General features: G+C 64.6%; 24 protein-coding genes. 15 read left to right on the top strand and 9 right to left on the bottom strand.

From position 1 onward, the window contains the following. Positions 1-245 precede the first annotated feature (245 nt). From JSV65_15605 to JSV65_15565, 9 genes are all read left to right on the top strand, one after another. Positions 246-1,328, top strand: a complete 1,083-nt coding sequence (locus tag JSV65_15605; protein ID UCH33966.1) for a type IV pilus twitching motility protein PilT — start codon at positions 246-248, stop codon at positions 1,326-1,328. 74 nt (positions 1,329-1,402) lie between these two features. Beyond that, positions 1,403-2,614 (top strand): type II secretion system F family protein, encoded by a 1,212-nt coding sequence (locus tag JSV65_15600; GenBank protein UCH33965.1) that lies wholly within the window; start codon positions 1,403-1,405, stop codon positions 2,612-2,614. 205 nt (positions 2,615-2,819) lie between these two features. After that, positions 2,820-4,136, top strand: coding sequence for a sigma-70 family RNA polymerase sigma factor (locus JSV65_15595; protein UCH33964.1), 1,317 nt, complete (start codon positions 2,820-2,822; stop codon positions 4,134-4,136). 419 nt (positions 4,137-4,555) lie between these two features. After that, positions 4,556-4,984: a prepilin-type N-terminal cleavage/methylation domain-containing protein gene (locus JSV65_15590; GenBank protein UCH33963.1), complete on the top strand. Its 429-nt coding sequence runs from the start codon at positions 4,556-4,558 to the stop codon at positions 4,982-4,984. A gap of 172 nt (positions 4,985-5,156) precedes the next feature. Next, positions 5,157-5,609 carry a prepilin-type N-terminal cleavage/methylation domain-containing protein gene (locus tag JSV65_15585; protein ID UCH33962.1) on the top strand — a complete coding sequence of 151 codons (453 nt, stop codon included), beginning with the start codon at positions 5,157-5,159 and terminating at the stop codon, positions 5,607-5,609. Then, positions 5,606-6,268 (top strand): hypothetical protein, encoded by a 663-nt coding sequence (locus tag JSV65_15580; protein UCH33961.1) that lies wholly within the window; start codon positions 5,606-5,608, stop codon positions 6,266-6,268. The genes JSV65_15585 and JSV65_15580 overlap by 4 nt, the downstream gene beginning before the upstream one ends. A gap of 138 nt (positions 6,269-6,406) precedes the next feature. Next, on the top strand, positions 6,407-7,540 hold the full coding sequence (locus JSV65_15575; protein UCH33960.1) for a pilus assembly PilX N-terminal domain-containing protein: 1,134 nt from the start codon (positions 6,407-6,409) through the stop codon (positions 7,538-7,540). Between the two features lie 132 nt (positions 7,541-7,672). Next, positions 7,673-9,499, top strand: a complete 1,827-nt coding sequence (gene tadA / locus JSV65_15570) for a Flp pilus assembly complex ATPase component TadA (protein ID UCH33959.1) — start codon at positions 7,673-7,675, stop codon at positions 9,497-9,499. Between the two features lie 91 nt (positions 9,500-9,590). After that, the gene (locus JSV65_15565; protein ID UCH33958.1) at positions 9,591-11,168 is read left to right on the top strand and encodes a PilT/PilU family type 4a pilus ATPase; all 1,578 of its coding nucleotides are present in this window, start codon (positions 9,591-9,593) and stop codon (positions 11,166-11,168) included. 261 nt (positions 11,169-11,429) lie between these two features. Here JSV65_15565 and JSV65_15560 read toward each other — a convergent pair whose 3' ends face one another. From JSV65_15560 to JSV65_15550, 3 genes are all read right to left on the bottom strand, one after another. Then, the gene (locus tag JSV65_15560; protein UCH33957.1) at positions 11,430-12,044 is read right to left on the bottom strand and encodes a type II secretion system protein; all 615 of its coding nucleotides are present in this window, start codon (positions 12,042-12,044) and stop codon (positions 11,430-11,432) included. Positions 12,045-12,133: 89 nt separating this feature from the next. Further along, on the bottom strand, positions 12,134-12,496 hold the full coding sequence (locus JSV65_15555) for a hypothetical protein (protein UCH33956.1): 363 nt from the start codon (positions 12,494-12,496) through the stop codon (positions 12,134-12,136). Between the two features lie 341 nt (positions 12,497-12,837). Beyond that, positions 12,838-13,404, bottom strand: a complete 567-nt coding sequence (locus JSV65_15550; protein ID UCH33955.1) for a hypothetical protein — start codon at positions 13,402-13,404, stop codon at positions 12,838-12,840. A 443-nt stretch (positions 13,405-13,847) separates the two neighbouring features. Here JSV65_15550 and JSV65_15545 point away from each other — a divergent pair, with 443 nt between their 5' ends. From JSV65_15545 to JSV65_15525, 5 genes are all read left to right on the top strand, one after another. Beyond that, complete coding sequence (locus JSV65_15545; protein UCH33954.1) at positions 13,848-14,342, top strand: N-acetyltransferase; 495 nt, start codon at positions 13,848-13,850, stop codon at positions 14,340-14,342. 343 nt (positions 14,343-14,685) lie between these two features. Then, complete coding sequence (locus JSV65_15540) at positions 14,686-16,485, top strand: beta-N-acetylglucosaminidase domain-containing protein (GenBank protein ID UCH33953.1); 1,800 nt, start codon at positions 14,686-14,688, stop codon at positions 16,483-16,485. A gap of 73 nt (positions 16,486-16,558) precedes the next feature. After that, positions 16,559-17,005, top strand: a complete 447-nt coding sequence (gene aroQ, locus JSV65_15535) for a type II 3-dehydroquinate dehydratase (GenBank protein UCH33952.1) — start codon at positions 16,559-16,561, stop codon at positions 17,003-17,005. Next, the gene (locus JSV65_15530; GenBank protein UCH33951.1) at positions 17,002-18,081 is read left to right on the top strand and encodes an aminopeptidase P family protein; all 1,080 of its coding nucleotides are present in this window, start codon (positions 17,002-17,004) and stop codon (positions 18,079-18,081) included. Before aroQ ends, JSV65_15530 begins: the two co-directional genes overlap by 4 nt. A gap of 135 nt (positions 18,082-18,216) precedes the next feature. Continuing rightward, positions 18,217-18,702 (top strand): hypothetical protein, encoded by a 486-nt coding sequence (locus JSV65_15525; GenBank protein ID UCH33950.1) that lies wholly within the window; start codon positions 18,217-18,219, stop codon positions 18,700-18,702. Positions 18,703-18,931: 229 nt separating this feature from the next. On the opposite strand, the gene rpsT is transcribed toward JSV65_15525, so the two are convergent. Further along, positions 18,932-19,195 (bottom strand): 30S ribosomal protein S20, encoded by a 264-nt coding sequence (rpsT, locus tag JSV65_15520; protein ID UCH33949.1) that lies wholly within the window; start codon positions 19,193-19,195, stop codon positions 18,932-18,934. Between the two features lie 140 nt (positions 19,196-19,335). Continuing rightward, positions 19,336-20,094: a glycosyltransferase family 2 protein gene (locus JSV65_15515; GenBank protein UCH33948.1), complete on the bottom strand. Its 759-nt coding sequence runs from the start codon at positions 20,092-20,094 to the stop codon at positions 19,336-19,338. Positions 20,095-20,506: 412 nt separating this feature from the next. Between JSV65_15515 and JSV65_15510 the strand changes: the two genes are divergently transcribed. Next, entirely contained in the window at positions 20,507-21,568 is a 1,062-nt protein-coding gene (locus JSV65_15510; GenBank protein ID UCH33947.1) for a hypothetical protein, read from the top strand. A gap of 133 nt (positions 21,569-21,701) precedes the next feature. Here JSV65_15510 and JSV65_15505 read toward each other — a convergent pair whose 3' ends face one another. The 4 genes from JSV65_15505 to JSV65_15490 form a co-directional block, all read right to left on the bottom strand. Further along, on the bottom strand, positions 21,702-22,181 hold the full coding sequence (locus JSV65_15505; GenBank protein UCH33946.1) for a hypothetical protein: 480 nt from the start codon (positions 22,179-22,181) through the stop codon (positions 21,702-21,704). Positions 22,182-22,318: 137 nt separating this feature from the next. Beyond that, complete coding sequence (locus tag JSV65_15500) at positions 22,319-22,639, bottom strand: hypothetical protein (GenBank protein UCH33945.1); 321 nt, start codon at positions 22,637-22,639, stop codon at positions 22,319-22,321. 495 nt (positions 22,640-23,134) lie between these two features. Then, the gene (locus tag JSV65_15495) at positions 23,135-24,064 is read right to left on the bottom strand and encodes a hypothetical protein (GenBank protein UCH33944.1); all 930 of its coding nucleotides are present in this window, start codon (positions 24,062-24,064) and stop codon (positions 23,135-23,137) included. Positions 24,065-24,658: 594 nt separating this feature from the next. Continuing rightward, the gene (locus JSV65_15490) at positions 24,659-25,756 is read right to left on the bottom strand and encodes an aldo/keto reductase (GenBank protein ID UCH33943.1); all 1,098 of its coding nucleotides are present in this window, start codon (positions 25,754-25,756) and stop codon (positions 24,659-24,661) included. Between the last annotated feature and the right edge of the window lie 436 nt (positions 25,757-26,192).

Raw genomic sequence — 26,192 nt, 5'->3', positions numbered from 1 at the left:
CTCATGGCTATTAACGACAGCATCCGCGAACTCGTCCTGCGCAAGACACCGGCTCACTCGATTCGCCAGGAGGCGCTCGATTCAGGAATGATAACGCTGCGCCAGGATGCGATGCAGAAGATCCTGGAGGGCATCACGACGATGGAGGAAGCGCTGCGCGTAATCTACGCCTAGATCGCTTCCACAGCTCTAGATGATCGCCGCCTCGACCGGGGCGCGGATCGTAAGTAGGAGGGAATGCGGGCATGCCAGCCCTAATCGAAAACGCAACGATGCACGAGTTGATGGAAGAAGCGGTGAGCCGCCGGGCGTCCGATATCCACGTCACCGCCGGCCTCCCCCCGCTGCTGCGCATAGACGGGCGCTTGCAGCCAATGGATTACGATCCGCTCAGCCCGAACGAGTGCCAGCGGTTGGTGTATGACTTGCTCACCGACCGCCAGATAACCGATTTCGAGAGTCGCCACGAACTCGACCTGTCCTACGGGGTGAGCAACCTCGGCCGCTTCCGGGTCAACGTCTACATGCAGCGCGGCGCGGTCGGCGCGGCACTGCGACTCATCCCCAGCACCATCCCGGGCATGGAGGACTTGAACCTGCCGGCGTCCGTGCTCAACGAGCTGGCGCAGCGTACGAGCGGCCTGATCCTGGTGACGGGCCCCACGGGGTGCGGCAAGTCCACCACCCTGGCGTGCATGATCAATTACATCAACCGCACGCGCGAGTGCCACATCATGACCATCGAGGATCCGATCGAGTACCTGCACCGGCATCGGCGGGCGATGGTCAACCAGCGCGAGCTGGGCAGCGACACGTTCAACTGGGGCGATGCGTTGCGGGCGGTGCTGCGCGAGGATCCGGACGTGGTGCTGGTCGGCGAGATGCGCGACCTCGACGCGATTCAGGCGGCGCTCACGATCGCGGAGACCGGACACCTGGTGCTGGCGACGCTGCACACGCGCAACGCGCCGCAGGCGATCGACCGCATGATTGACGTGTTCCCGCCGCACCAGCAGGAGCAAGTGCGAGTACTGCTCGCCAACACGCTCGAGGCAATCATCGCCCAGCAGTTGCTGACCAAATACGGCGGCCAGGGCCGCGTGCCCTCAGTGGAGATGCTGGTCGTCAACTCCGGGGTGCGCTACCTGATTCGCGAAGGCAAGACGCACCAGATCTACTCGCTGATGGAGACCGGAGCCGAGCAGGGCATGCAGACGATGGACAAGGCGCTCGCGAGCCTGTGCCGCCGCGGCCTCATCTCGCACGAGGAGGGAGCGTCGCGGGCGCTGGATATGGACAACTTCAATCGCTGGATGCGAGGGACGTGAGACGTCACCCGCTGCGGGTCGGCGGCGCGACGAGGCGGCCGCGACCGAGCGGCACCGACGGCAGGAGGTAGAGAATGCCGATCTTCAGATATGACGCCATGGACACCGGTGGACGCACGACCACCGGCACTCTGGAAGCCGAGAGCACGGACGCCGTCCGCAACAAGCTCAGCGAGTTGAACTACCACGTGCTGAGCATCGCGGAGACGCGTCAACGGCGCGGCTTCGTGGATTGGTTCAACAGCATACAGCGGGTGAAGCTGCGCGAGCTGGTGCTGTTCAGCCGGCAGTTCGCAACCATGATTGACGCCGGCTTGAGCGTGGTCAAGTGCCTGGACATCCTGCAGCAACAGTGCAAGGATCCCAAGCTCAAGGACATCATCGGCCAGACCAAGCACGACGTGGCGTCGGGCGCGAGCCTGACCGACGCGGTGGGCAAGCATCCGCGCGTCTTCTCCGGCCTCTACATCAACATGATTCGCTCGGCGGAGGCCGGCGGCATTCTGGACAAGGTGCTCGACCGACTGGCGACCTTCCTCGAGAAAGAGCAGGAGGTGCGCAACAAGATCAAGTCGGCCATGATGTACCCGTCGGTCGTGTTCATCTTCGCCATGCTCATGCTCCTGGCTCTGCTCTTCTTCGTGCTGCCGAAGTTCAAGACCATCTTCGAGAGCATGAACCTGGAGTTGCCGTTAGCGACCCGCGCCCTGCTCGGGTTCTCGGGGTTCGCCACGCATTACTGGTTCGTCTTCGTCCTCGGGGGGGCGGCCGCCGTCGTCGCCTACAAGCTCTACGCCCGCACCGAGCGCGGTAAGTACCAGGTAGACCTGGTCAAGCTCAAGATACCCGTGATGGGCGATCTGTTCATGAAGACGGCTATCTCGCGCTTCGCCCGCACCTTCGGCACGCTCATCTCAAGCGGCGTGCCCGTGCTGCGAGCGCTCGAGATCGTGTCCGACACGGCGGGCAACATCGTCGTCTCCCAAACCATCACTCAGGCGCGCGCGAGCGTCAAGGAGGGCGAGGAGATCTCGACGCCCCTGATGGGGAGCAAGATCTTCCCGGTCATGGTGGTGCAGATGATCGGGGTCGGCGAAGAGACGGGACGACTCGACCAGATGCTGGCCAAGGTCGCGGACTTCTACGACCAGGAAGTGGACGCCACGCTCAAGGGCTTGACCTCCCTCATCGAGCCGCTGATGATCGTCGGCCTGGGCGTGATCGTCGGCTTCATCGCGGTGTCGGTGATCTCGCCGATCTATCAACTGGTCGGCTCCATACAATAGCGCGCGGCGCCGGTGGGACTGCGCGAGAAATGCCCGGAGGAACCGCCGGCCGAGCCCCGGCGGTTCCCCGGACTTGCCGCGGCAGGAGATCGGCGCGGCGCAGAGAAGAGGCTAAGCAATGGCGAGGAGCCGTGGAGTTGTTAAGGCCGCGCGGACGAAAGCCAGAGCACGTCGGCGGTCTGGAACAACGGCGCGTCTGCCCGACATGACCGGTATCTCTCAACCCGAGACCGACAGCGTTCAGCACCTCTTTCGACGCTACGGCGAAAGCAAGGACCTGCGCCTGCGCGACGAGATCGTGGCGCAGCACATGTACGTGGTGCAAGCCGTTGCGAAGAAGTTCGTCGGCATGGGGGAACCCTACGAGGACCTGGTGCAAGAGGGCACGATGGGGCTCCTCAACGCCGTGGATATGTACGATGTCAGGCGCGGCATCAAGTTCTCGACGTATGCCACCCACCTCGTCACCGGGCACATCCGTCACTGTCTGCGCGATCGCGGCCGCATCATCCGCCAGCCCGCATGGGTGCAGGAGCTGAGCGGCAAGATCACCAAAGCCGCCGACGCTCTGCGCCACAAACTCAAGCGCGATCCGACCGTGGATGAGATCGCCGAGCGCCTGAGCATGACGCCGGAAGGCGTGCAGGAGATCTTGAACGCCCGCGATCGTTCCAAGGTTGCCTCCCTCGACGCGCCAAGCGGGAGCGATGACGAGTACGCAGGACCGACGGTTGACGTCGACAAGATCCGCACCTCGCGCCACTCCACCCTCCACCTCCCGGTCGAGGACAAGATCGTGCTCCAGGAGGCGACGCAGAAGCTCAAGGACCTCGAGCGCAAGGTGGTGCGGTATTTCTTCTATCACGATCTCAACCAAACCGAGATCGCCCGGCGTATGGGGATCTCGGTCAACTACGCCTCCTACCTTCTGCGCGGCGCGCTCAACAAGCTGCGCGCGACATTCGAGGCGCACGCCAAGGCCCTCGAAGCGACCGCGGAGACGGAGACCGCCCCGCGCCCCGCAGCCGAGCCCGCCCTGGGGCCGGCGGATCCCGCGACCGGCCTCGCCTGCGCGCCATACTTCGAGGAACGGGTGCGCCAGGAGATCGAACGGGCCCGGCGCTATCCTCAGACCTTCGCGGTGTTGATCCTCGAGGCGCCGGAACGGGCCGCCGAGGCCGAGGCCTCCGCGCAGCTCGCCAACCTGCTCCGTCGCTCAATCCGCCAGGTTGACGTGCTTGCCCGCCACACTCGAACCGCGTTCGCGCTGCTGCTGCCACAGACGGGCCGCGAAGCACGAGTGCTCGGCGAGCGCCTGGTCCAGGCGATCCCGGCAGCGGCGGCAAGCTCGCAGGAACGCGCAGACGGCGATCTGCGACTGGTGGCCGGCTTCGCCGTTTATCCCTCGGACGGACGCACTGCGGAGCAACTCATCGAGGGCGCCCGGCGCGCCGTCAAGCAAGCCTTGGAGGCGGGCGGGGGGGCGGTCGAGCGGGCGCCGCGCGGCGCGCGCCAGCGCTGAGACCGAGTCCCACCGGAGAGGCCCTGGAGCGGTCGCGAGCCTACAGCGTCCGCAGGGCGCCGGTATCACTCCGCTTGGCTTTCCGGCGAGTTTCCGCTCTCTGTATCGCCCCCCGCCGACGATTGGCGACCCCGCGCCCCTTCGCTACCATGAGCGCTCCCGGCTACGGGCTGCAGGGGAACCGCTGTTCGGGGTGCGCACTCGCCCGCCGGGAAAGGATCGCCAAGCAGTTGTACCACGCATCTCAGAACTGCGCGCGGGTTGTGGAATAATAGCTACGGAGGGAACGGGAACCAGCCAGATCTGACGCCAAGGGGCAAAGTCGTACAGGCAGCAGAGCCAACTGGTGAACGTCTTCCTAAGTATCAGTTGTCAGGTTGCTCCCTACAAGGAGGTGAGTGCGAGAGATGATGAGCAGAATGGTCAAGAAGAACAGCCGAGGTTTCACCTTGATCGAAATGCTGATCGTGATCGTGGTGATCAGCATTCTGGCGATGATCGTGATTCCGCGGCTCCTGGGTGCGGGCAGAAAGGCCAAGGAGTCGGCTTTGCGCGGTGACCTGCAGCAGCTCCGCAACGCGATCCAGCAGTTTGAGGCGGACTGCGGCGACTATCCGTCGGCTTTGGCGCAGCTGATGACGGCTCCGGCGGCGGGCGCAACAGGCGGCAGTGGCATTGCTCTGGACGTCACGGCATGGAAGGGCCCCTATCTGCGTACGCCTGACGGAGGCCTGCCGGCCGACCCGTTCACGGGTGCTGCCGACTGGACGTACACGGCCGCCACCGGCGATGTGCACAGCGCCTCGACTCTGACGGCGCTAGACGGCACGAACTACAGTGCCTGGTAAGTGATGATTTGCACTGCGCGGGGGACTGGGCGGTCAGATGCCGCCCACCCCCGACCCAGTGCATAACATTCTGCGCGGATCGCCGAGGCGGCGGGGTCCGCGCGCGACGATGGCTACCCGTATCCATTGCACTTCTATCGGGACCTGCCGCTCCCAGCGAGGGAGGCGAATAATGATCAACCGCAGGTCAGGCTTCACCCTCATTGAGCTCCTCGTCACGATCGTCATTCTGGCGATCGGGCTGGTGGCTCTGAGCACGCTTTTCGTAGCCGGCATCATATCCGACATCAAGGCTGAGCGCATTCAGATCGCGACCAACCGCGCGCGCCAGGAACTGGAACGAATGCGCAGCGCAGGCTACAGTGGAGCGCTCATTCACACCGACATCTTCAAGCCCGCTGACGGCTACTCGATCACGGAGAGCAACCCCGATCTCACGGGCATCGTTTCTTTTGCCGAGCCGCTGCTGCCGGCGAGCACCGGCTCGCTGGAGATCCGCTACTACGACTCGGGCGCCGGGATCTATCCGAACCTCAAGCGGCTATCAGTCACCCTCGCGTGGGGAGGAGGTAAGCGAACCCAGGGCGCTGTGTTTGCCAGCACCCTGCTCGCGAACCGACCATGAACAGCACCAACGTCGCTGGACGGGCTAAGTCGTGCCGCCGCCGCAACGGTTTCACGTTGGCCGAGGCGCTCACGGTATGCGTCGTGTTCGGCATCATCGTCGTTTCCGTTGCGACCATCTTCATGGCCGCGGCGCGCGCGTATCGCCGCGGCGAACCGGCGAACTCCGCGGAGCGCAAGGCTTCGTGGGCGATCAGCCGCATGCTCCCCGACTTTCAGCACGCGATCGCGGTTATCCCCGCACCGGCCCCGTACGACACGACGGCAGTGGCCATGCGCGTGCCTGCTGAGGCGTGGAACGCGACCGACAGCACCCATTACAACCGGGTCGAACTCACCGGCGGCGGCGAACTCTACCTGGTGCCGGGCGACCTGGTGTACTACTACCGCGGCAACGATGCCGGCGGGATGGACCCCGCCGGCACCAAGCTGTGGCGCGCCGCGTATCATGCCGACGGCAGCGCGGGCAAGAAGTACGTGATTGCGGATAACCTCGTTGACAACCCGTCCCCGGCCGGTGCGCCCAAGCCGATGTTCATCTACTGGCCTGACGTGACCCGGCTGCGCTCCGTGGAGATGACGATCACGGTGCAGGAGCACGCGGGACGTGAGGTCGCTAGCTCGACTATGGTGAGCGAAATCTGTTTTCGGAATCACTGACGCAAACGCGAGCCATGTTCCTGCCGCCAGGGACAGTGTGATGATGCCGCCTCAGCGCGTGCCGACGCTGTGTCGACTGGGCGCGGCGGCCAACTGACGCCAAACGGCGCACGCCCGCCCACTGTGAGGTGCGAGGAGATGTTGAATACAGCGAGCAGATTGCGCGACGAGCGCGGCGCGACCTTCGTCATGGCGATACTCGGGTTGGTCGTGATGTTGATCCTGGGCACGTCCTTCATCGGGCGGACGATCAATGCGTTGTACACAGCCAAGAATGCGCGCGACGACATGTCAGCCGTATCGTTGGCCGAGTCGGGCGTGGACATGGTGATCTGCATGCTCTACGAGGACTACGGCAGCATCGGCAGCCAGCTCCAGAGCTCGGGGCAGTATCAGAAAACGTTCACGATGCCTCGCGGAACCTGCTATGTTCACGTCAGCACGAACTACGGCGGCGTAGCCGATGCCTTGCGTATCCAGGCGACGGGCACGACTTCCCACAACGTCCAGGCTCAGGTGCAAGTCATCGCGAAAGCCATGACCGACGTCAGCCGGGTCTTCCGCGGCGCGATTTTCTCCAACAGCCCGATGACGCTGAACGGCGCCGGATCGGTTATCCCGGATGAGAGCGGCGACGGCGGAGACATCTACGCCAACGGCGACATCACCTTCGACGGCACGTCGTTCACGATGTCCAACACCGGTCACATCTATACCACCGGGACGACGAATTGGGTGCCGCCGCAGGTGCCGGGCACCAACGTGTACCAGAACATCGCCCCGATCCCGATGCCGGTGATAGACCTCAATTGGTATCAGGCCAACGCGACCACGGTCATCAACGGCAACCTGAGCATCAACGGCGGCGAATTCGACCTCGACGGCATTACGTATGTCACCGGCGACGTCAAGCTCGCCGGCAGCTACCGCGGCCGCGGGATCATCGTGGCCGCCGGCAAGATCAGAGTGACCGGGAACGTCGAGGCGATCACCGGTGAGGAAGGCTCGGATGATTTCGCGCTGGTGCTGATGAGTCCCCGCTCCGTGAGTATCGTCGGCGGCGCGACCGTGGAGGGTCTCGTCTACGCGCATAACGTGGATGCCGACATCACCCTGAGCGGAAATCCCTACATCAAAGGCGCCATCTGTGCCGACGTCGTGACGAGCAATGGCGCGATCACGGTCGAGTACGACGATGTCTGGGGCGACCTGGGGCTCCCCGGAGAGGATAAGCCCCAATACCAACAGGTGTCTTGGGAGCGCGTGTACTGATCCACAGCAGGCGCTCGTCCGCCGCAGCGAGCGCGCCTTTCCATACGATTGCAGCGCGCGGCGCAGGCAGCGACACGGTCGTTTCCTGCGTCGCCCGTATGAGGCGAGCCGGGAGTAAAGGAGAGCGAGGTCATGGCTTCGCGAAACGACGAGGAGACGGTCGCGGCAGCGACCGAGGTCAGCGTTCAACCGCTGCACGATGAGGACGACAACGGGCTGTCCGCGGAGGTGCGGAAGAAGCTCGCAAACCAGCGCCTCGGCGATATCCTCGTCGCCGCGCAACTCATTACCGAGGAGCAGTTGGCCCAAGCATTGGTGTCGCAGCAGAAGGAGCGCGGCAAGCGGCTCGGCCAGATTCTGGTCGAGAGCGGCGCGGTCAACTCCGAAGCCCTCGGGTTCGCGCTGTCGCTGCAGCTCGGCTTGCCCTACATCTCCCTCGACGACTTCACCGTCGATCCGGCGGTGCTGCGCTTGATTCCCGAAGACGTGGCGCGTCGTTACGGCGTGTTCCCGGTTCGGCGCGAGCAGAACACGCTCACGCTCGCCATCTCCGATCCCTTCGACATCGAGGCGCTCGATCGCGTCCGCGCCATCACCGGACTCAACATACGCGAGGTCATCACCCAGGTCGAGGCGATCCACAAGGCCATCGAGACTCACTACGGCGGCGACGTTCTGAGCGATATCGTCGAGCGCATCTCCGCCGAGACCACGTCTTACTCGTCAGTCGAGCAGGAATTCCACGACCTCGCACAACTCAGCTCGGAGACCTCCGTCGTCGCTTTCGTCAACCGCTTTCTGGCGCAGGCGATCGAGCGCAAGGCGAGCGACATTCACATCGTGCCGCAGCAGGAGCGCGTCGAGGTGTACTATCGGATTGACGGCGTGCTCCAGCACCAGTTGGACATATCGCGCGAGGCGCTCGCCGCGGTCGTCTCGCGCATCAAGATCCTCGGCGACATGGACATCACCGAGCACCGCCTGCCGCTCGACGGCCGGGCGCGCCTCAAGGCCGGCAAGCGCTTGTGCGACCTGCGCATCTCGACCATCCCCACCGTCACCGGCGAGAGCGTCGCGATCCGCGTGCTCGACAAGACGACGTCCCTGCAGGACCTAAATAGTCTCGGGTTCACCGAATCGGACCTCGCCGCATATCGGGGCTTGACCAAGAAGCCTCACGGTATGGTGCTGATGACCGGCCCGACCGGCAGCGGCAAGACGACCACGCTCTACGCGACGCTCCTGGAGCTGAAAATGGAGGTGCCGCGCCAGCACATCATCACCGTCGAGGACCCGGTGGAGTACGAGGTCGGGCAGATCAACCAGTTACAGGTCAAGCCGAAGATCGGCTTCACCTTCGCCAACGCCCTGCGCTACATCGTGCGCCACGACCCGGACATCGTCATGGTCGGCGAGATCCGCGACTCGGAGACCGCCAAGCTGGCGGTGCAGGCGGCGCTCACCGGGCATCGCGTCCTGAGTTCATTCCACACCAACGACGCGGCGGGCGCCTTGACGCGACTGATCGATATGGAAGTCGAGCCGTACCTGGTCGCGTCGTCGGTGCTCGGGGTGCTGGCGCAGCGACTGGTGCGCACGCTCTGCCCGCACTGCAAAGACGAGTTCACGCCGCCGGAGGACGTGGCGCGCCAGTTCGCCGCCGACAGCGAGGTGCCGCAGGTGCTGTACCGCGCCAAGGGCTGCCGCCGCTGCGCGGACACCGGTTACTCGGGCCGCACTGCCGTGTATGAATTGCTGATTGTCGCCGAGCCCATCCGGCGTCTCGTCGTTGGCCGCCAGGCATCGAACACGATTCAGCTGGCCGCCGTCGAGAGCGGCATGATCCCCATGCGCGACAACCTCGCGGCCAAAGTCCGGGCAGGCGTTACCAGCGCGGAGGAAGCCTTCCGCCTTGGCCTGCAGAGCGACGAGGCAGATCAGGACGAGCAGACACCGTAGGCATCTTATCCGGCGCTCCCGCCTTGGCGCGGCGACGCTCCGGTATTGCGTCTGTGACACCCATCACCAACACCGAAAGGAGACCGCTCCCGTGACGGAGACATCAAACCAGCAGCAACCCCCATACCTGCGACTGGCGGAGATCGTTGTCGCCGCAGGGCTCGTCGATCCCGAGACCGTGGATCAGGCGATCGAGCGTCACAAGGCCAGCGACAAGTGGCTTGGAGGCGTCCTGATCGAGATGGGCGCTGTGAAGAGCCCGCAGCTCGTGACCTGTCTCGCGCGTGCACTCGCTGTTCAACCCGTGGACATGGCAAGCTACCCGATTGACCTGGCCACGGCGACGTCCGTCAGCGCCGAGAGGTGCCACAAGCTGTTGGCACTACCGCTGTCGCGCTCGGACAGCATTCTCTACGTCGCCATGGCCAACCCCGTGGACGGCGACGCGATCGCCCGCCTCAAGGAGGCAACGGGGTGTCGCCTGGAGATCATGGTCGCCGGCGAGCGGGAGCTGACCGAGGCCATCGAGCGCGTACACGCGAAAGTCGCCCAGGAGCAGAAGGGTATCGCCGGGGTAGCACAGGACACGCCGACGGAGCTGCCGGAGGTGCTGCACGTTGACGAGTTGCTGGAGATTCTCATGGAGCGCCGCGGCTCGGATCTCCACCAGTGCGTCGGCAGCCCGCCGGTGATTCGCGTTGACGGCGATCTGGAGCCGCTCAAATACGCCGAGCTGACGCCGACGAAGATGCAGGAAACCGCATACGCCATTCTCACCGACGAGCGCATCATCGAGTTTGAAAGGACGCACGAGCTGGACTTCGCGTACAGCGTGGCCGGGCTGTCGCGCTTCCGCGTCAACGTACACAAGCAGCGCGGCTCGGTGGGCGCCGTGCTGCGCGCGATTCCGATGAGCCCGCCGACGCTCGAGCAGTTGAAGATGCCGCCGGTGCTCAAGAGCCTGACCACCCGGCCGCGCGGCCTCATCCTGGTCACCGGCCCCACGGGCAGCGGTAAGTCAACCACCCTGGCTGGGATGATAAATGAAATCAACAGCTCGCGCCGGTGTCACATCGTGACCATCGAGGATCCCATCGAATTCCTGCACCGCAACAAGAAGAGCATCATCATCCAGCGGGAGGTGGGCGCGGACACGACATCCTTCACCGCCGCGCTACGCCACGTGCTGCGGCAGGACCCCGACGTCATCCTCATCGGCGAGATGCGCGACCTCGAGACCATTGCCGCAGCGGTCACCGCCGCCGAGACCGGGCACCTCGTGCTCGCGACCTTGCACACGACGAGCGCATCGCAGACGATAGACCGCGTCATTGACGTCTTCCCGCCCCACCAGCAGGAACAGATCCGCCTTCAGCTTTCAACCGTGCTTGAGGGCATTATCTGCCAGACGCTGCTGCCGCGCACTGACGGCATCGGTCGCGCCTGCGCACAGGAGATCCTCATCGCGACCTCGGCGATCCGCAACCTCATCCGCGAGGGCAAGACGCACCAGATGTCCTCGACCCTGCAGTCCGGCGGGCAAGCCGGCATGCAGACCCTCGACCAGTCACTCAAGGCGCTGGTGACGTCCAAGCAGGTGAATCCCGACGTCGCCGCCGCCGTTGCACACGATTCCGAGGAGTTCAAGGCGTTCTTGAATATGCGGTAGACTGTGACGGCGACCGGGAAAGAGGATCGACCGCGGATTGACCCGGAGACGCGCGGATGAAGTTGCCAACGGGCGCTCCAATGCGCCGACGAAATCGCGCGCCACGACGCGCACGTGCGGACTCAGGCCCGGTCCGTGCCAGGCCCCGACTTGCTGGTCGCGCTCGGGGGCCCGCACGACAGCGTGATGGTTGCCCATGCGCGCCGAAGATCTTCTCGACCCGTCAACTTCGTCGCCGCGCGGTTTCACCCAAGAACCATATCAATGGCGTGTCAGAGGATGTCTGTGCCTGCGCTCTTCTCGCGGTTCACGCACCCATTGGACAGAACCATCAAGCAGCAGATACTCACGACCGCCGAAGTGCCATGCCAGTTCGTCGAATGCCAGGATGTGTGGAAGCCCCTTCAGCGGGCCCGACTCGAATACCGCCCACTCCGGTGGCGACAGTATGTCCTGGCCGGTCCACCCGCACAACGCAACGTAGCTCGTCAAGCGATGGTCTACCCGGCAGTTAGCATATGGAGCGGTCCTGCCGGCAAAAGGATCCGCTGGACAGAGCCACGTCTCCGCCGCTGCACCGTAAGGTCTCATAAGCTCGAAGAGTGCGCCGTCGGCGTACGTCGCGGCCTCCGGACCGCCGACATCACACTCCGTGAAATACGGCGGGCTCAAGCCCTCGTGGTCGTTCGCGTAGAGGCGGAACGCCGTGCCGAGCTGTCGCAAGTTCGCGACACAGGCGCTCTGGTGCGACTTGCCTCGAACGTGCAGGTAAGTTGCCGTGACGACGGCCGCCAGAGCTACGCACAGTGCGATAACCGCCGTGAGCTCTATCAGCGTGAATCCCGGCGTAGCCCTGGGTCTGCGTCTGTACCTCAACCTAGCTCGCATGTCTGATACCGGCGGGCGGCGCCCACAACGAGCCGCGTGTTCTTTGACCGAGGTCGCGACTGGCCAGTGCTGTCGCGTCACTGTACTGTTCCTTCCCTCGGCATAGTGACCAGCCCCATCTCCCAACCGCGTGGTGGTCCGTCATCGTACGGAAGATGATCGAAGGTGACCGCAGGCTTGGTCCGCCATTGATGACCCGGTGCTAGATATCGGATGCGCAAAGGCTCGCGGTATCCCTTCAATCGGCGCACGTTGTCGGGCACCCGCTCGAGGCTGCTGACCCAAAGGCTGCGCTGCGCCATCGTCAGGTCTTGGACGGAGAGCTCCCCCGTTCTCACGAGTTCTCGCACCTGGGCCTCCGACAGAGTGCGGATGATCTCATAGTAGGGCGCGACATCCGGACGCGAGTACGGATCCTCATTTGCCTCGGCCAGGATCACACGCTGTGCTTGCCGGAATTCCCGAACACGACTACCTGCATGCCGCGTTGGACCCGTCGCAACCCATGCGACGTAGCAGGCGGCACCGACGCAGACGAGGGCAACCAGAGCCAACCATAACGCCCGACGGCGTCGGTGTTGGCGCTTCGCGCTCAGTGCTTGGCCCAGGCTGTGTTTCATCACAGTCCTTGGTCGCGGTCCTCGCCGCCCGAGACATCCGGAGAACCGATCTCCACCTGCGTCAACGTTCGACCCAGCGCGCCCGCGGAGTCCAGCGCGGCGATGCCTACCCAGGACTTCCCTGCCAGCGCGTCAGCCCTCAGCTGCTCCTCACTTACGAACTACACGGTCTGCGGCCAGTCGCTTTCTGTCGCAGACGCCGCATCCAGAGTCCTGACACCCCCGCCTGAGTCGTACATGGTAACCATTGCCAGCGGCCGGCGTGCGCGCACGGCGACGCGGCTGCGGACGCTGCCGCCCGGCGCCACCACCCGCGGCTCGATTTCCACGGCCTCGATCCGCGGCGCGCCGAGTTGATCCTGCAGCGCCTGCGGCACGAAGACGCGGTGCTTTTCGGGCAGGCTGAGAACGACTTCCTCCAGCGCACTCGCGGATCGGAACGGAACCCAATCCGTACGTCGGAGATCAGCGGTCGCAGCACGCCCGGCGTTTCGGCTATCCTGCAGCTTGTCGGTCGGGTGGTCGGCGAGGGCGGGAGCGACGGCGATGAGGCGGGTGGCGGGGATGTGCAGGAGGAGCGGTCCGGTGGCGGGGAGACGATGGACGTGGCACTCGGACGCGCGCAACTGCGGCGCGCGCGCAGCGCCGTGTTCCTGACTCGACGTCTTCCGCGAAGCGCCACCTCGCGCGGTGGCACTCCTGCGCGACCTCGCGCTCTTCTTCGGCACCTGCCCACCCCTCGGGCTGCCCGGCGCACTCCGTCGCGCGCGGGCCACGAGTTGATGCCGTAACCGTCGAGGAATACACTACCCCCACCGCACTTGTTGAGGCTTTCGGAGGCGTTTGTGCGATGTCCTTCCGGCGGGCCGGATCATCCGTGCGGCGTGCAGGAGTCTACGTCCGCTTTCGAACCCGCGGCACTGGATCAAAGCGGCGATGCATCGCCGCACTCCATAACGGCTGCGGCTGTTCGACTTGGCTTCGGTGCGAGTCACCGCGTCCTGCTTCAGGGAGCCGACTCGGAGGCGGGCGATTCGGGCACCACATGTGTCTGCAGTGCGGCGCCGAGATTCCGCGCTGACGCTCGGAATGACATGGGCCGGGTGTGTCGCCACCGCGTGGCGGAGGATGCAGTTGTCGGCGGCGCGGGGCTGTGCTAGAATGGGCGGCGATGAAAACGAGACTGCGCCGAGCGCGGGCCGCGGACGTCGCGGAGATCCAACGTCTGATCAAGACGTACGCCGACCGCGGGCAGATGCTGCCGCGCTCGCTGAGCGAGTTGTACGATAACCTGCGCGACTTTTTCGTGGTCGAAGATGACGGCGGCCTCGTCGGCTGTGCGGCGTGCCATGTGACGTGGGAAGACCTCGCGGAGGTCAAGTGCATGGCGGTGCGCGAGGATCGCCGAGGGCAGGGCTGGGGGCGCAAGTTGCTCGAAGCCTGCCTGGAGGACGCGGGGCGCGTCGGCGTGAAGCGCGCGTTTGTCCTCACGTACATCCCGGAGTTCTTCGAGGCGTTCGGGTTCGGCCGCATCGAGAAAAGCGAATTGCCGCAGAAGATCTGGTCGGAGTGCATCCGCTGCGTCCACTTCCCGGACTGCGACGAGGTCGCGCTTGTGCGCGATGTCGAGGATGAGCCGGGCGTCGACGATGGCGCGGCGGGCTGATGAATGAGTCCAGGGCGCTGCTCAATTGCAGTCACGTGATGACCGTATGGCTGTGGACACGCGCGATCCTGCGCGGATCTTTGCAGGACGAGGCGCGGCGACGGTGAAATAGTGCGGCTGTCGGACGTTGGTCGCAACACGTACTCGCAGCAGTGCGATCGGTCCCGGAGTCCTGTGCGACGAGCCGGTCATGCTGCGCTGATGAGAGCAAGCGCGGATCCTGTCATCGTGAGCGGGTGCGTTTGCGAAAGCCGACAACGCTTAACCCATTGACGAAAGGGGACGACTAATCGTGCTGCCAGGGCGGGGTATCGCGCCTGCCACTCTCGGGCGTCTGCGACAGGTGCTGGGTGGCAAAGAGAGGCAGCTCGGGATTCTGCCTACGCCGCGCAAGCTGTTCAAGGTCGGGCGCACCACAACCGTCACCGAGGCGGCGGTGCTGCTGCCCTCGGATGAGGGCGGGCGGAGCGCCGCCGAGGGCTTGCGCGCGCTGCTGCGGGAACTCGGCGTGCCGCGAGTGCCGGCGGTGGCGACGCTGGAGGCCGCGGGGCGGTACTCGATGCTCATCGCCGCGGGCGACCCGCGCAGCGACTCCAGGGTAGCCCATTGCTGGGATCTGTGCGACGGCCTGCGGATGGACCTGGCGGCGCTCGGGCCGCAGGGCTACGGGCTGGTGACGGCGCGGCGGGACGGCAAGGTGGTCGTGGTGCTGGCGGCGCAGGCGCGCGAAGGCCTGCGCCACGGGTTCGCGACGCTGCGGCAGCTCATCGTGCAGCGCGGGGAGAAGCCGGCCCTGCGCCAGGTGTCACTCGCGGATCGCCCGTCATTCGAGCTGCGCGGAGTCATCGAGGGGTTCTACGGCCCGCCGTGGAGCCACCAGGAGCGCCTACGGCTGCTTGACTTCTTCGAACTCTACAAGTTCAATCTGTACGTCTACGCGCCGAAGGACGACCCGTACCACCGGGAGAAGTGGCGCGAGCCGTACACGGGGAAGGCGCTGCGCGAGTTCCGCCAACTGGTGGACGCGGCGGCGCGCCACGGCATCCGCTTCTGCTTCGCCATCAGCCCCGGCCTCAGCATGCGCTACTCGTCGCGGGCCGACTTCACCGCGCTGTGCCGCAAGGTTGATGCGATGCGCGAGATGGGCGTGGACTCCTTCGCGCTGTGCCTGGACGATATCCCGTCCGAGCTGCATCATGCGCAGGACAAGCGCGCGTTCTCCTCGCTCGGGGAAGCGCACGCCCACATCACCAACCGCCTGCGGGATTACCTGGATAAGGCCGCGCCGGAATCGCAGCTCATCTTCTGCCCCACCGACTACACGGGGACGAAGCGCACTCCTTACCTGCGCGCGATCGCGGAGGGCATGCGCAAGGAGGTGCTTATCTTCTGGACCGGGGAGCAGGTGTGCACGCCGGACATCGGCGGAGCGGACGCCGATGCCTACGGTGCCGCGATCGGCCGGCCGCCGCTGATCTGGGACAACTACCCGGTCAACGATTACAACCGCAACCGCCTGTTGATGGGGCCGATTCGCAGCCGCAGCGGCGATCTGCACGAGCACGCAGCGGGGGTCATAGCCAACCCGATGAACGAGGGCGAGGCGTCCAAGATCCCGCTCGCCACCATTGCCGATTACCTGTGGAACTCGGAGGCCTATCGCCCCGAACCGTCGTGGGAAGCGGCGCTGATGCAGCAGGGCGGACCGCGCGGCTACGCGCCGCTGCGCTGTCTCGCCGAGAACTGCATGAGTTCGTTTCTCTACGCCAAGGACTCGGCTAGCCTGAGCGCCGCCGTCGCCGCGTTCTGGAAGGAATCGTCGGCGGGCAAGCCCGGCAACGCCGCGCGCGAGCTGCGGCGGCATTTCACGCGCATGCGCGGACTAAAGCGGGAACTCGCGTCCGCTCTGGGAAACCCGTGGCTGCTCGAGGAAACGCGGCCGTACCTCGACAAGCTGGCGGCCTACGGCCGGGCAGGCGCGGCCTGCGTGCGTATGTTGCTCAACCCCTCGCCCACCGCGCGCAGGAGTGTCGAGCGCTTGCGGGAGGAGGCGGCGGCGATCCCGCAACAGATCTGCGGCAGTGTGATGGATGATTTCATCGCCCGCGCCCTGCGGGAGCATCAGGCGCGGGATGCGAGTTGACGAAAGCGAATAATCTCATTGCCCGGGCGAGGCGCGAGGGCGCGTCCGCCCGGGGGAGCCGGCGAGGTGCGCCATGGTCAAAGTCGCGGTGATTCACGGACCCAATCTGGGCCTGCTCGGCAAGCGCGAACCGGATATCTACGGCGCCATCACGCTGGAACAGCTCAACGAGCGTATCCGGCAAGCCGCCCAGGAACTGGGCCTCGAGTTGCGGATTACGCAATCCGATCACGAAGGCGACGTCATCGGGGCCATTCACGACTGCATGGACTGGGCGCAAGCCATCGTCATCAACCCCGCGGCGCTGACCCACTACAGCATCGCCGTACGCGACGCGCTCCAGGCGGTGCGCGTGCCCGCCATCGAGGTGCACCTGACCAATATCCATGCGCGCGAGGAATTCCGGCGCGTCTCCGTCACCGCCCCGGCGACCGTCGGGCAGATCGTCGGGTTCGGCGCCGAGGGCTACCTGCTGGCGCTGCGCGCGGCCAAAGCACTCGTCCAAGACAGCCTGATATGACCCGCCATTTGCAGCGTGTTCAGCGCCTCAGGTCGGCATTAACGGAAATCGAGGCGCAAGCCGTCCTCATCTCCGGAACCGCCAACATCCGGTACCTCAGCGGTTTCACGGGCTCGTACGGCGCGCTTCTCGTGGACGACGCAGAGGCGCTCCTCATCAGCGATTTCCGCTATCGCTTTCAGGCCGCCGAGCAGGCTCCCGGGTTCCAGTTCGTGGAGATCCGGAAGTGGGTGCAGGATGTCGCGCGCGCCATCCGCGGGTTGGGCCGTCAGGCGGTCGCCTTCGAGTCCGCGCACCTCACGTATCAGACTCATGCACAGCTCGCGGCGGAGCTCAACGGTATCGCCCTGGTGCCGGTCAACGGACTGATTGAGCAGATGCGGGCGGTCAAGGAGCCGGACGAGCTATCGTGCATCGAGCGCGCGGCGGCGATATCGGACGCGGCTGTCGAGCGAGTCCTGTCCTTGATGCGGCCTGGGGTCAGCGAACGCGAGCTGGCCCTGGCGGCCGAGGACTACATCAAGAAGGAGGCGGGAGCGGATCTTGCGTTCCCTCCGATCGTTGCCTCCGGGCCGCGCTCGGCGCAATGCCACGCCGAGCCGGGAGCGCGCGAACTCGTGGTTGGCGACATGGTAGTCGTGGACGCAGGCGCTCGGTGGCAGGGCTACGGCGCCGACATCACGCGCACAGTCGCAGTCGGCAGCGCGACGGAGCGGCAGCGCGAGATCTACGCCGCGTGTTGGCAAGCGCAGCACACGGGATTGGGTGCGGTCAAGGCGGGCGCGGCCTGTGCGGCGCTTGACCACACGGCGCGCTCGGTCATCGAAGAGGCGGGGTTTGGCGAACACTTCGGGCACGGCCTGGGGCACGGCGTGGGGTTGGAGTCTCACGAGTTGCCGCGACTGACGCGCGCTGAGGAGACATCCCTGGTCGCCGATATGACAGTAACCGTCGAGCCTGGAATATATATAGTAGAGACTGGAGGGGTTCGCCTGGAGGACCTCGTGGTCGTCACTCAGAACGGATGCCGAATGCTGACGCACGCTTCCAAGCCGCGGGAATTGCCGGTGCTCTAGGGATTTGGGGATTCCAGGAGGGTGCCCAAAGCTCTTCCAGACGGGGGCTCTGTGCTCGACCTGCCCAGGGCTGCACGTGCGATGACACACGATCCCCCGCGCGGCGAGCGGACTGCGGCAGAAGGAGGTTCGAACGTGGGCAGATGGTTCGTGCTCCTGGTGATCATCGCCGGTTTCACCGGCGCGTACTGGACAGTGATGTCCGGGTGGGCGGCGGAGAAGGCAGTCGCCGTCGACATCCGCGGGGCGGCGCGGGAGAACGACCCGCAAGCGATTCTCGACCGCCTTGAGAAAGCGGAAAGCCGGCTCGATTCTCAGAAGCAGTGGGTCAAGCGCTTCGACTTCATCGCTCGCGACCCCGACTGGTCGCGCGTGGAGGATAGCCGCAAGATCCTGCACGAGCTTCAGGCGGCGACGAGCGAGGTCATCGCCGTCTCCGGTGGTGAGATCGGGGCCGAGGGCACAGAGCGGCTGCGGAAGTACCTGAAGGGTATGCAGCCTCTCCCTGCGGGCGTGTTCCGGGAAGGCCAGGACACACTGTGGAAGGTGCTGTTCTGGATCTCAGCCGTCGGAATCATCATCCTCGGGCTGCTGATGTTCGTGCGCCGCATCGGGGACTGACGCGGCGCCGTCGAACGCGCTGGGCCGCGCTGCGGACACGTCGCTGCGAGCGCCGCTGGCGACTGACGAAACCGGCGCCCGGTCGGACGCGATCGAGGCCTGATTGTTGATGACGAGTTTAGGTCTCGTGCACAGTGCCGGTCTCGCGGTCATGCATCATCCGCGAGCAGCGAGTGCGGGTGACGCGAGGAGTATGCCGCCGACCTTCGATACGTATGAACAACGCAGGCTAGGCAGTTGCTTTGTTCGCGCGCTTCATGAGGCGCGATTTTGACCGCGCGGCAGCGCTCTTGTGAAGCGCCCCCTTGGCGGTCGCCTTGTCGATGGTGCGACACGCGTCGCGCACCAAGGTCCCACCCTCGGCAGCGCCGCCGTCAATCGCGGCCCGGGTGGTGCGGACCGCTGTCTTCACGCGGGAGCGCGTTGCCTGATTGCGCAGCCGCTGCTGGCGCGACTTGCGTAGCTGCTTCTTCGCCGATTTGATCCTGGGCAATCTACATCCTCCTCATCACGGCTGACCCACATTGTCCAGACCTCTCGCGGGTCGGCCACACCGTATTCGCGTCCGCCGGACGCTGCTGCTCTCGGTTACTCATGACGCTGGGACGCTCGTCGGAGCCGTCGGCAATCGGGTTAACCGACAAAGCGATACTTCACCAGCGACCAAATCGCTCTGACGCCATCTTTCCAGTTGATCTTCTTGCCTTCGCGCTTGCTGCGGCCGCGATAGGTTATCGGCACTTCCTGGATCCGATATCCGCGCTTGAGCAGCTTCGCCGTGATCTCCGGGCAGAATTCAAATCCCTTGCAGTCGAGGGGAATTGATTTCATCACATCGGTACGGAACACCTTGTAGCACGTCGCCTCGTCGGTCAGCGGGGCGCCGTAGAGAACCCGTACCATCCACGCCAGGAGGCGGTTGATCAGGTAGTTCGGCCACCTCATGTTCTCCACGGTGCCGCGGAAACGGGAGCCGTACACGACCGCCGTGTCGCCGCTGACGATCGGCGCCACCAGGTCCGGGTACTCCGCGGGGTCGTATTCCCCGTCGGCGTCCTGGATGATGACGACGTCGCCGCCAGCCTCCACGAGCGCGCGGCGTATCGCCATCCCCTTGCCCATGTTCTGCGGCTGGTGGATCACTCGCACGTCGCCGCCCGCTAACTGGTCGAGGACCTCCGAGGTACCGTCAGTGGAGCCATCGTCAACGATGATGAGTTCCTTGACGATCGGCACGCGGAGCACGCGCTCGACTATGTCCGCCACGGTGTCGCGCTCGTTGTACACGGGCATGATCACCGTCAGCTTGGTGTCCACCGCCTTCGCGTTACCGACGCGGGCCGCCGGAACGTGCGGCGGCCCGCTCGAATTCTCGCCTGCCTCAAGCGGCATGATCGCATTCTCTGGTGTGAGAATAGCATGTCCCCGGAAACACGTCAAGGATACGGCTGCGTGACGGCCGCCGCTTCTGGCCTGAGCTGGAGCGCATTGTCCCCATAATTCCGCCACGATCCCTCTCTAGCGGGCGGGGGGCTGCGGGACGCGGGCCCCGCGTCGGCCCCGGGCTCACGGAAAGGGCACAAAGCACATCAAAATCAGGCCAAATCACGGAACATGATATGTAGAGGACGTGTGCTTGGGGGTCGTCGGGGGAGCCGCAGCCCGCCACGTAGGCCGCGGGCCAATTTGCCCCAACGGGAACCGGCCGGTTGCACACGAGGCGGCCCGTCCCAACGATTGCCGCACGGTGACCGGGTTTCGCGATGCCGCCCTGCCGCCTGTAGAAGCGAGGGAGGTGCGAGCGATGAAAGGGCGCACAGCAAGGCCCTGGTGGGTGTTAGCGATTGCGGCAGTGGTGGGGCTAACGGGGAGCGCGTCGGCCGTAGTATTGCCTTTTGGGGATGGCTTCGAAAACATCCCTGCGGGAGCCCATCCCACAGCCAACGGATGGATTCCTCTCCGCACCGGAGTCAGCGCGTACGTGTCCGACGAGGAGGCGTACGCCGATTGGCAGTCCTTCCGTCTCCAGAGCCGGCCGTTCATGCCGCGCATGGAGTATGTCCGGCTGGACGAACTTCCGGACCGGGTCAGTTATGAGGGGGCAGTGTACCTCGATGCGGCATTGGGGCGCGTCGGTCTGGTCGGTTACATGAAGGCGTACTTCAACCACACCTTCATGTGGAACGCGTTCCAGGTCGACTCGCGCAGTGGCCTGGTGTCGTTCTACGGCGTGCGCTGGGAGCATCTCTGCAGCTACACGCCGGGCACGTGGTGCGCGGTTCGCGCGGACCTGAACTACGAAACGCTGACCGCCGATTTGTGGGTCAACGGCGTGCCGGTCGGCTCGGACGTGGAGATCACGCCCAAGGAATTCTTCTGCTTGCCCTTCGGGGCCGTCGTGCTCGACCAGTGGGGCGTGAGCTGCCCGAGCAATGACGACTTCACGGACCCCTATATGGGTAACGTGGTCTACTTCGATTCACTTGATATGACCGAGTGGTCGGGCGTCACCGTCGTGGGCGTTGACGTCAAGCCTGGGAGCGAGGTGAACCCCATCAACCTGCGCGCGCGGGGAGTGCTGCCGGTGGCGGTCCTCTCCGCGGAGGGTTTCGACGCAACGCTGGTTGATCCGAGCACGGTGGAGGTCGCGGGCGCTGGCGTTGCAATGAGGGGCAAGTCCGGCAGGTATATGGCGCATTTCGAAGACGTTGACGACGACGGGATGCTCGACTTGCTGGTTCAGGTCGAGGTGCAGGATCTCGATCCAGGTCAGTTGCAGGACGGATATGCGGTAGTGACCGGGGAGACCTACGGTGGGGAGGCGTTCCAGGGACAGGACGACATCGTGCTGATCCCGCGTCAGTAAGGCTTCACCGTCGCCGGGGCACTAGTCTCAAGTCAGCAGGCCGCGCCTGATTGTTGAAGGCGCGGCCTGCACGGTTCTCCGCATGATGGCCGTTACCGCGAGGGCATCGCCGCTGTCGCCGCGGGGGTCCCGGTCATTGCCCCTGACCCCCCACTTGATCGGAGAGCTTCTTCAGCGCATCGACGTGTTTCGCCGTCTCGCCGGCGAGAGACCCGAACACCCGCTTTAGGTCATCCGAATCCGTATCGTAGAACCTGAACCAGTTTCGCTCGAGCATATCCCGTTCAAGTTGCGAAGCGACGGCGACGGCCGTCGCAAGAGACGTGTTGCCCTCCTGAGCGCGAGCGATTTCCGCCGCCGCGCGGTCGAGCGCATTGATGATCTGGGCGGTGGTGACCATGTGCTCCGGGCTCAGCCGCACCGAGCCGTCCTCGATTCTCTTGCGGAGCGTGCGTACCCAATCCGCGTGCTGGATCTCGTCCTCGGCGAGCCGCCGCCAGTGGCTTTCGTAGCCCGCATACTGCCCCGCGTATTCCTTGTACAAATCGCTCATCGCTTCCTCGTAGCGTTCCAGCAGCGTCGCGTGCTTGGTCTGTTCTTCGATTGAACTCACGGCAGGCCTCCTTGTGGGGCGTCGCATGGGCGGTTCGTCGTTGCGGCGGCGCTTCCTGTCGCCCCGATCGCCAAGGCCGCGCCGCAGTGACACACTCACGGCCTCAGTGGTGTGCAGCGCGGCCGAGCGGCGGAACTCTACTCCGCGAACTGGATGTTGATCGCCGCGACGTGTTCTCGGAAGTGCCGATCCAGAAAGCCAAGGAGCGCGCCGAGTAGCCTGGACTCCTGCTCCGGGTCAGCCTTGGTGCGCACTTCCGCGAGGACGATCTCCCCCATCCCGCGCTGGAGCTTGATTCGTCCCACGTAGCGGTCGTGCGCCCATGTTGCCTGGTCCTTCTTCTTCGCTCCGCTCCGATAGAAAGTGCCCCTCGCTCGACGCCGGTGTTCGACTTCCCGTTTCGTCAGAGCGCCGTAGAGGTTGAACCCCTCCTCCGGGATGACTTGGAGTCGCTTCATTTCGACCTCCTCGACTGCGCTGTCGCGCGTACGCTCGCGGCCCCCGCCAGGACTCATTTCCCGGAAGTCGTCTTTCCATGGAGCGGGGGCGCCCTCCTCCATCGCTCCAGCGAAGCGGCTCCTGAGGCATGCGCCCGGCAAGGTGTCACCCGTGTCGTGGTGGCGAGCACTCGTTTCGCCCACCGAGAGGAGATGTTGTAGAGTCTCGGGTATCACGGTAGCACCGGCAATACCCGCAGACTCTTCCGGACGAGGTTCGTTTGGGAGAGGCTCCGTCCTCCCTGGCGTCATTCCCTAATGCACGGACCTCGATAGCTCGGCCAACAGCGCGGCAGTGCTGAGGGCGTCTTGGCTAGGCACGAGCAGTACCGCAAGATGCGCAGGGCCAGTCGAGATTCAGGGGCAGGAACACAACGACCGAGACCTCACGCGCATCCCGTGCAACGCTGGGCTGGACGGGAATTCGGGGATACAGGGCCTACTTCATTGTCGGAGTCAAATGTCGTCGGGAATTGGGCATGCAATAGGGTCACCGTGTGCGTAGAAGCGCTCTTCAATGAGTGTCCCCTCGTCGTCCCACTCCGGCCATCTGCCGTGCCGGTAGCCATCTCTGTATAGTCCGCTGCCCTTCAACTCGCCGTTCTCGTGCCACTCAAGGAATTCCCCATTGAGCTGGCCGTTAGCGTATGTGAATTCCCGCCATCTGTTCCCGTCGCTATTCCATACGGTTCGGTGCCCATGGAGCGTCCCATCCCAGTAGTCCTGCACCACTCTCAGAACGCCGTTCTGATCCCACTCCAGCCACGTTCCGTGCTTCCTCTTTTCTTTGTAGGAGCCTTCGCCTCTCTTCTTGCCGTTCTTCCACCAGTTTATGGCCAAGCCATGAAGACACCCATCCCTCCATACCGCCTCTGAGAGCTTCACGCCGTCCGTATCCCGGGTGGTCCACAAGCCTGTCTCCGTCCCGTCTCTGAAATGTCCGGTCTTGAACACGGTCCCGTTGTCGTACCAGAAGGTCGCATCGCCATTCCGTTGATCGTCTGCCCACTCCACGGCACTCCTCTTGCGCCCGCACTCGTCCCACGTCGTCCACATACCGGTCTTGATGCCGTGTCTATACTGTCCCTGCTCGTGCCTGGTACCGCTGTAGCGCCACGAAAGAAAAAGGCCGTGCCGCTTCCCGTTCACATAGACACACTGGTTCATCATCCGGCCATTCCTGAACCAGTTCGTGAACAGCCCCTCCAGCTTGCCGTTCCTGTAGCATCCCTCAGCCCACTTCTCTCCTGTTTCGTAGTAAGTCACATAGGGGCCATCTGGCCTGGGTTTGCAGCTGCCGCTCGAATCGTTCTTGCGCAAGCCCGCCTCGCTCTGCCACGCCAGAAGGGGCACGAAACCGAGGATTATGAGGGCGCTCATTCTCATGGACGGATACATCGGGATTGACCTCTCTCGTCCCTATTCCAATGCCATATGTCCGTGTCAAACATGATTCACACCGCCCGCGGGGCTCCTCCTCACGGGAGCAAACTCCTCCGCTTGGTCGCGGCGGGACGTAGGACTGTTTCTGTAGGATTAGACGCCATGTCATCAGGCGATGTTCCACTCGGCTCGCCGAAGTCATCCGCCCGCGCAGAAACCACTGACATGGATACTGTCCGCGCTCAATCCTAACGGCTTGCTCGTGACGCTGCGATGATGGTACAGTCCGAGGTGTGCGCGTGAAGCGCTCAAACGGCGCGATCCGGCACACGAGGTCACAGAGCTTACGGGCAGGCCGGCGATGGGTCAGGGGGCGGCTCTAAACCTTAGAGGTGAAAGGAGAGAGGTGACGGCAGGCCAAAGCGAGGTGCGGACTATCACGTGTCGCCTCTCGCGTGCTGCGCGCGGATCGCAGCTGGCATCAGCAGCGGGATTCGAATGGCCGGGTTCGCCGTTGCGACGACCGCCAGCGCGGCAGCACACCGAGGGACGCGGCGACCCGTCAGGCCGAGCCGGGCGCGACGACTTGCACGTCGTCTAGCTCAGCGCCTCGTGGCTTTCCTTGAGTTGCCTGATGATCTCGATGTCCTGCGGACACTTCTCTTCGCACTCGCCGCATTCAACGCAGGCCGTGGCGTTCAGCTTGCCGTGCTTGTTGTCGGGGCCCAATCTGCCGTAGAGGTGCTTGCCGTATTCCGTGAGACCCCAGACGCGGTGGTAGTTCATCGCGGCAAAGATGTCGGGAATGGCGACGCCCTCCGCGCACGGCAGACAGTACTCGCAGCCGGTGCAGTAGAGATCGGACAAGCGCTTGTTTTCCTCCAAGGCCTGCTCGATCGCCTGCAGCTCCTGCTCGGAGAGCGGGCCCTCCCGCGAGGCGACGGCGCAGTTCTCCTCGACCTGCTCGCGAGTTCCCATGCCGGAGAAAGCGATGGTTACATTGGGATTCGCCAGGACGAACCGCAACGCGATCTCGGGGGTGCTGCTCGCGCCCGGGAGCACCGACTGCATGCGCTCAGACGCAAGGCCGAGGCGGCCACCGCCTACCGGCCCCATGATCTCTACTGCCATGCCCTTCTCGTGAGCGTGGGCGATCGCCTCCTCGTTGCGGCGATCCAGCAGGTTGTACTGGAGAAGCATCCCGTCGAAGACGCCGGTATCGATCAGCTTGATCATGTTTTCCGGCGCGTCGTGGCACGAGAATGCGAGGTGGCGTATCATGCCCTGGTCGCGCGCCTTGAGCGCCAGCTCGTGCAGCGTGGGCTCATAAACGCGCGTGTACACTTCCCACCGCAGGCCATGGACCACCTTGTAGATGTCTATATAATCGGTTTGCAGCCGCTCCAGGCTTGTCTCCAGCCGCTGCCACCAGCCCTCCGGCGTCTCATCCTGAAGCGGATTCTTCGTCGCGATGTACACCTGGTCGCGCCGGCCTTTGATCGCCTCGCCGATGTACTTCTCGCTTCGCCCCTCCCCGCCGTAGCCGAAGGCGGTGTCAATGTAGTTGATGCCGAGATCCATGCCGAGGCGCAAGAGGGCGACGGACTCCTCGGGTTCTTCGAACGGCAGGCGCATGGCGCCGTAGCCGAGGGCGGAGACTTTCTTTCCGGTCTTGCCGTACTCTCGATACTGCACGATAAGGCGACCTCCTGGCGGCCGAGTCGGCTGTGAGCGGAGTGGTCAGACACGGGGAATGAAGCACACCCAGCCGACTGTCCTCATCCTATCAGAGCGACGAGAAGGCGTCAACCGGCCGCGCAGAGTACATCCAGCACCTATGGAGTCTCGTGTATTACCGCAGCGCGGGTAATACACGTAGACTCTTCCGGACGAGGTTCGTTTGGGAGGTGCCCCGCCGTCTCTTGTGTCCTTACCTAATGCACGAACCTCGATAGACGCGCGACACGTCTGCTCTGCGCACGCGGATTCGCCCAAGAAACCGATCCGGCTTGTGAGCCCTGCGGGATTCAGCGCCGCTCGTTTTCCCAGGCCTGACGCACCATGCCGCGGTGGGCTTCGGTCTCAGTCGCCAACGTCCGCAGCAACTGCTTCAGCTCCGGACTGTCGTCCT

This window comes from Armatimonadota bacterium (assembly GCA_020354555.1).
Classification (GTDB): Bacteria; Armatimonadota; Hebobacteria.
This window is presented reverse-complemented; position numbering and strand designations above follow the sequence as displayed.

Excerpts from the sequence above, each read along its gene's own strand:
- JSV65_15605 (UCH33966.1), top strand. The coding sequence starts at position 246 with ATGCCAGCCCTAATCGAAAACGCAACGATGCACGAGTTGATGGAAGAA.
- JSV65_15600 (UCH33965.1), top strand. The coding sequence starts at position 1,403 with ATGCCGATCTTCAGATATGACGCCATGGACACCGGTGGACGCACGACC.
- JSV65_15595 (UCH33964.1), top strand. The coding sequence starts at position 2,820 with ATGACCGGTATCTCTCAACCCGAGACCGACAGCGTTCAGCACCTCTTT.
- JSV65_15590 (UCH33963.1), top strand. The coding sequence starts at position 4,556 with ATGGTCAAGAAGAACAGCCGAGGTTTCACCTTGATCGAAATGCTGATC.
- JSV65_15585 (UCH33962.1), top strand. The coding sequence starts at position 5,157 with ATGATCAACCGCAGGTCAGGCTTCACCCTCATTGAGCTCCTCGTCACG.
- JSV65_15580 (UCH33961.1), top strand. The coding sequence starts at position 5,606 with ATGAACAGCACCAACGTCGCTGGACGGGCTAAGTCGTGCCGCCGCCGC.
- JSV65_15575 (UCH33960.1), top strand. The coding sequence starts at position 6,407 with ATGTTGAATACAGCGAGCAGATTGCGCGACGAGCGCGGCGCGACCTTC.
- tadA (UCH33959.1), top strand. The coding sequence starts at position 7,673 with ATGGCTTCGCGAAACGACGAGGAGACGGTCGCGGCAGCGACCGAGGTC.
- JSV65_15545 (UCH33954.1), top strand. The coding sequence starts at position 13,848 with ATGAAAACGAGACTGCGCCGAGCGCGGGCCGCGGACGTCGCGGAGATC.
- aroQ (UCH33952.1), top strand. The coding sequence starts at position 16,559 with ATGGTCAAAGTCGCGGTGATTCACGGACCCAATCTGGGCCTGCTCGGC.
- JSV65_15530 (UCH33951.1), top strand. The coding sequence starts at position 17,002 with ATGACCCGCCATTTGCAGCGTGTTCAGCGCCTCAGGTCGGCATTAACG.
- JSV65_15515 (UCH33948.1), bottom strand. The coding sequence starts at position 20,094 with ATGCCGCTTGAGGCAGGCGAGAATTCGAGCGGGCCGCCGCACGTTCCG.
- JSV65_15510 (UCH33947.1), top strand. The coding sequence starts at position 20,507 with ATGAAAGGGCGCACAGCAAGGCCCTGGTGGGTGTTAGCGATTGCGGCA.
- JSV65_15500 (UCH33945.1), bottom strand. The coding sequence starts at position 22,639 with ATGAAGCGACTCCAAGTCATCCCGGAGGAGGGGTTCAACCTCTACGGC.
- JSV65_15495 (UCH33944.1), bottom strand. The coding sequence starts at position 24,064 with ATGAGAATGAGCGCCCTCATAATCCTCGGTTTCGTGCCCCTTCTGGCG.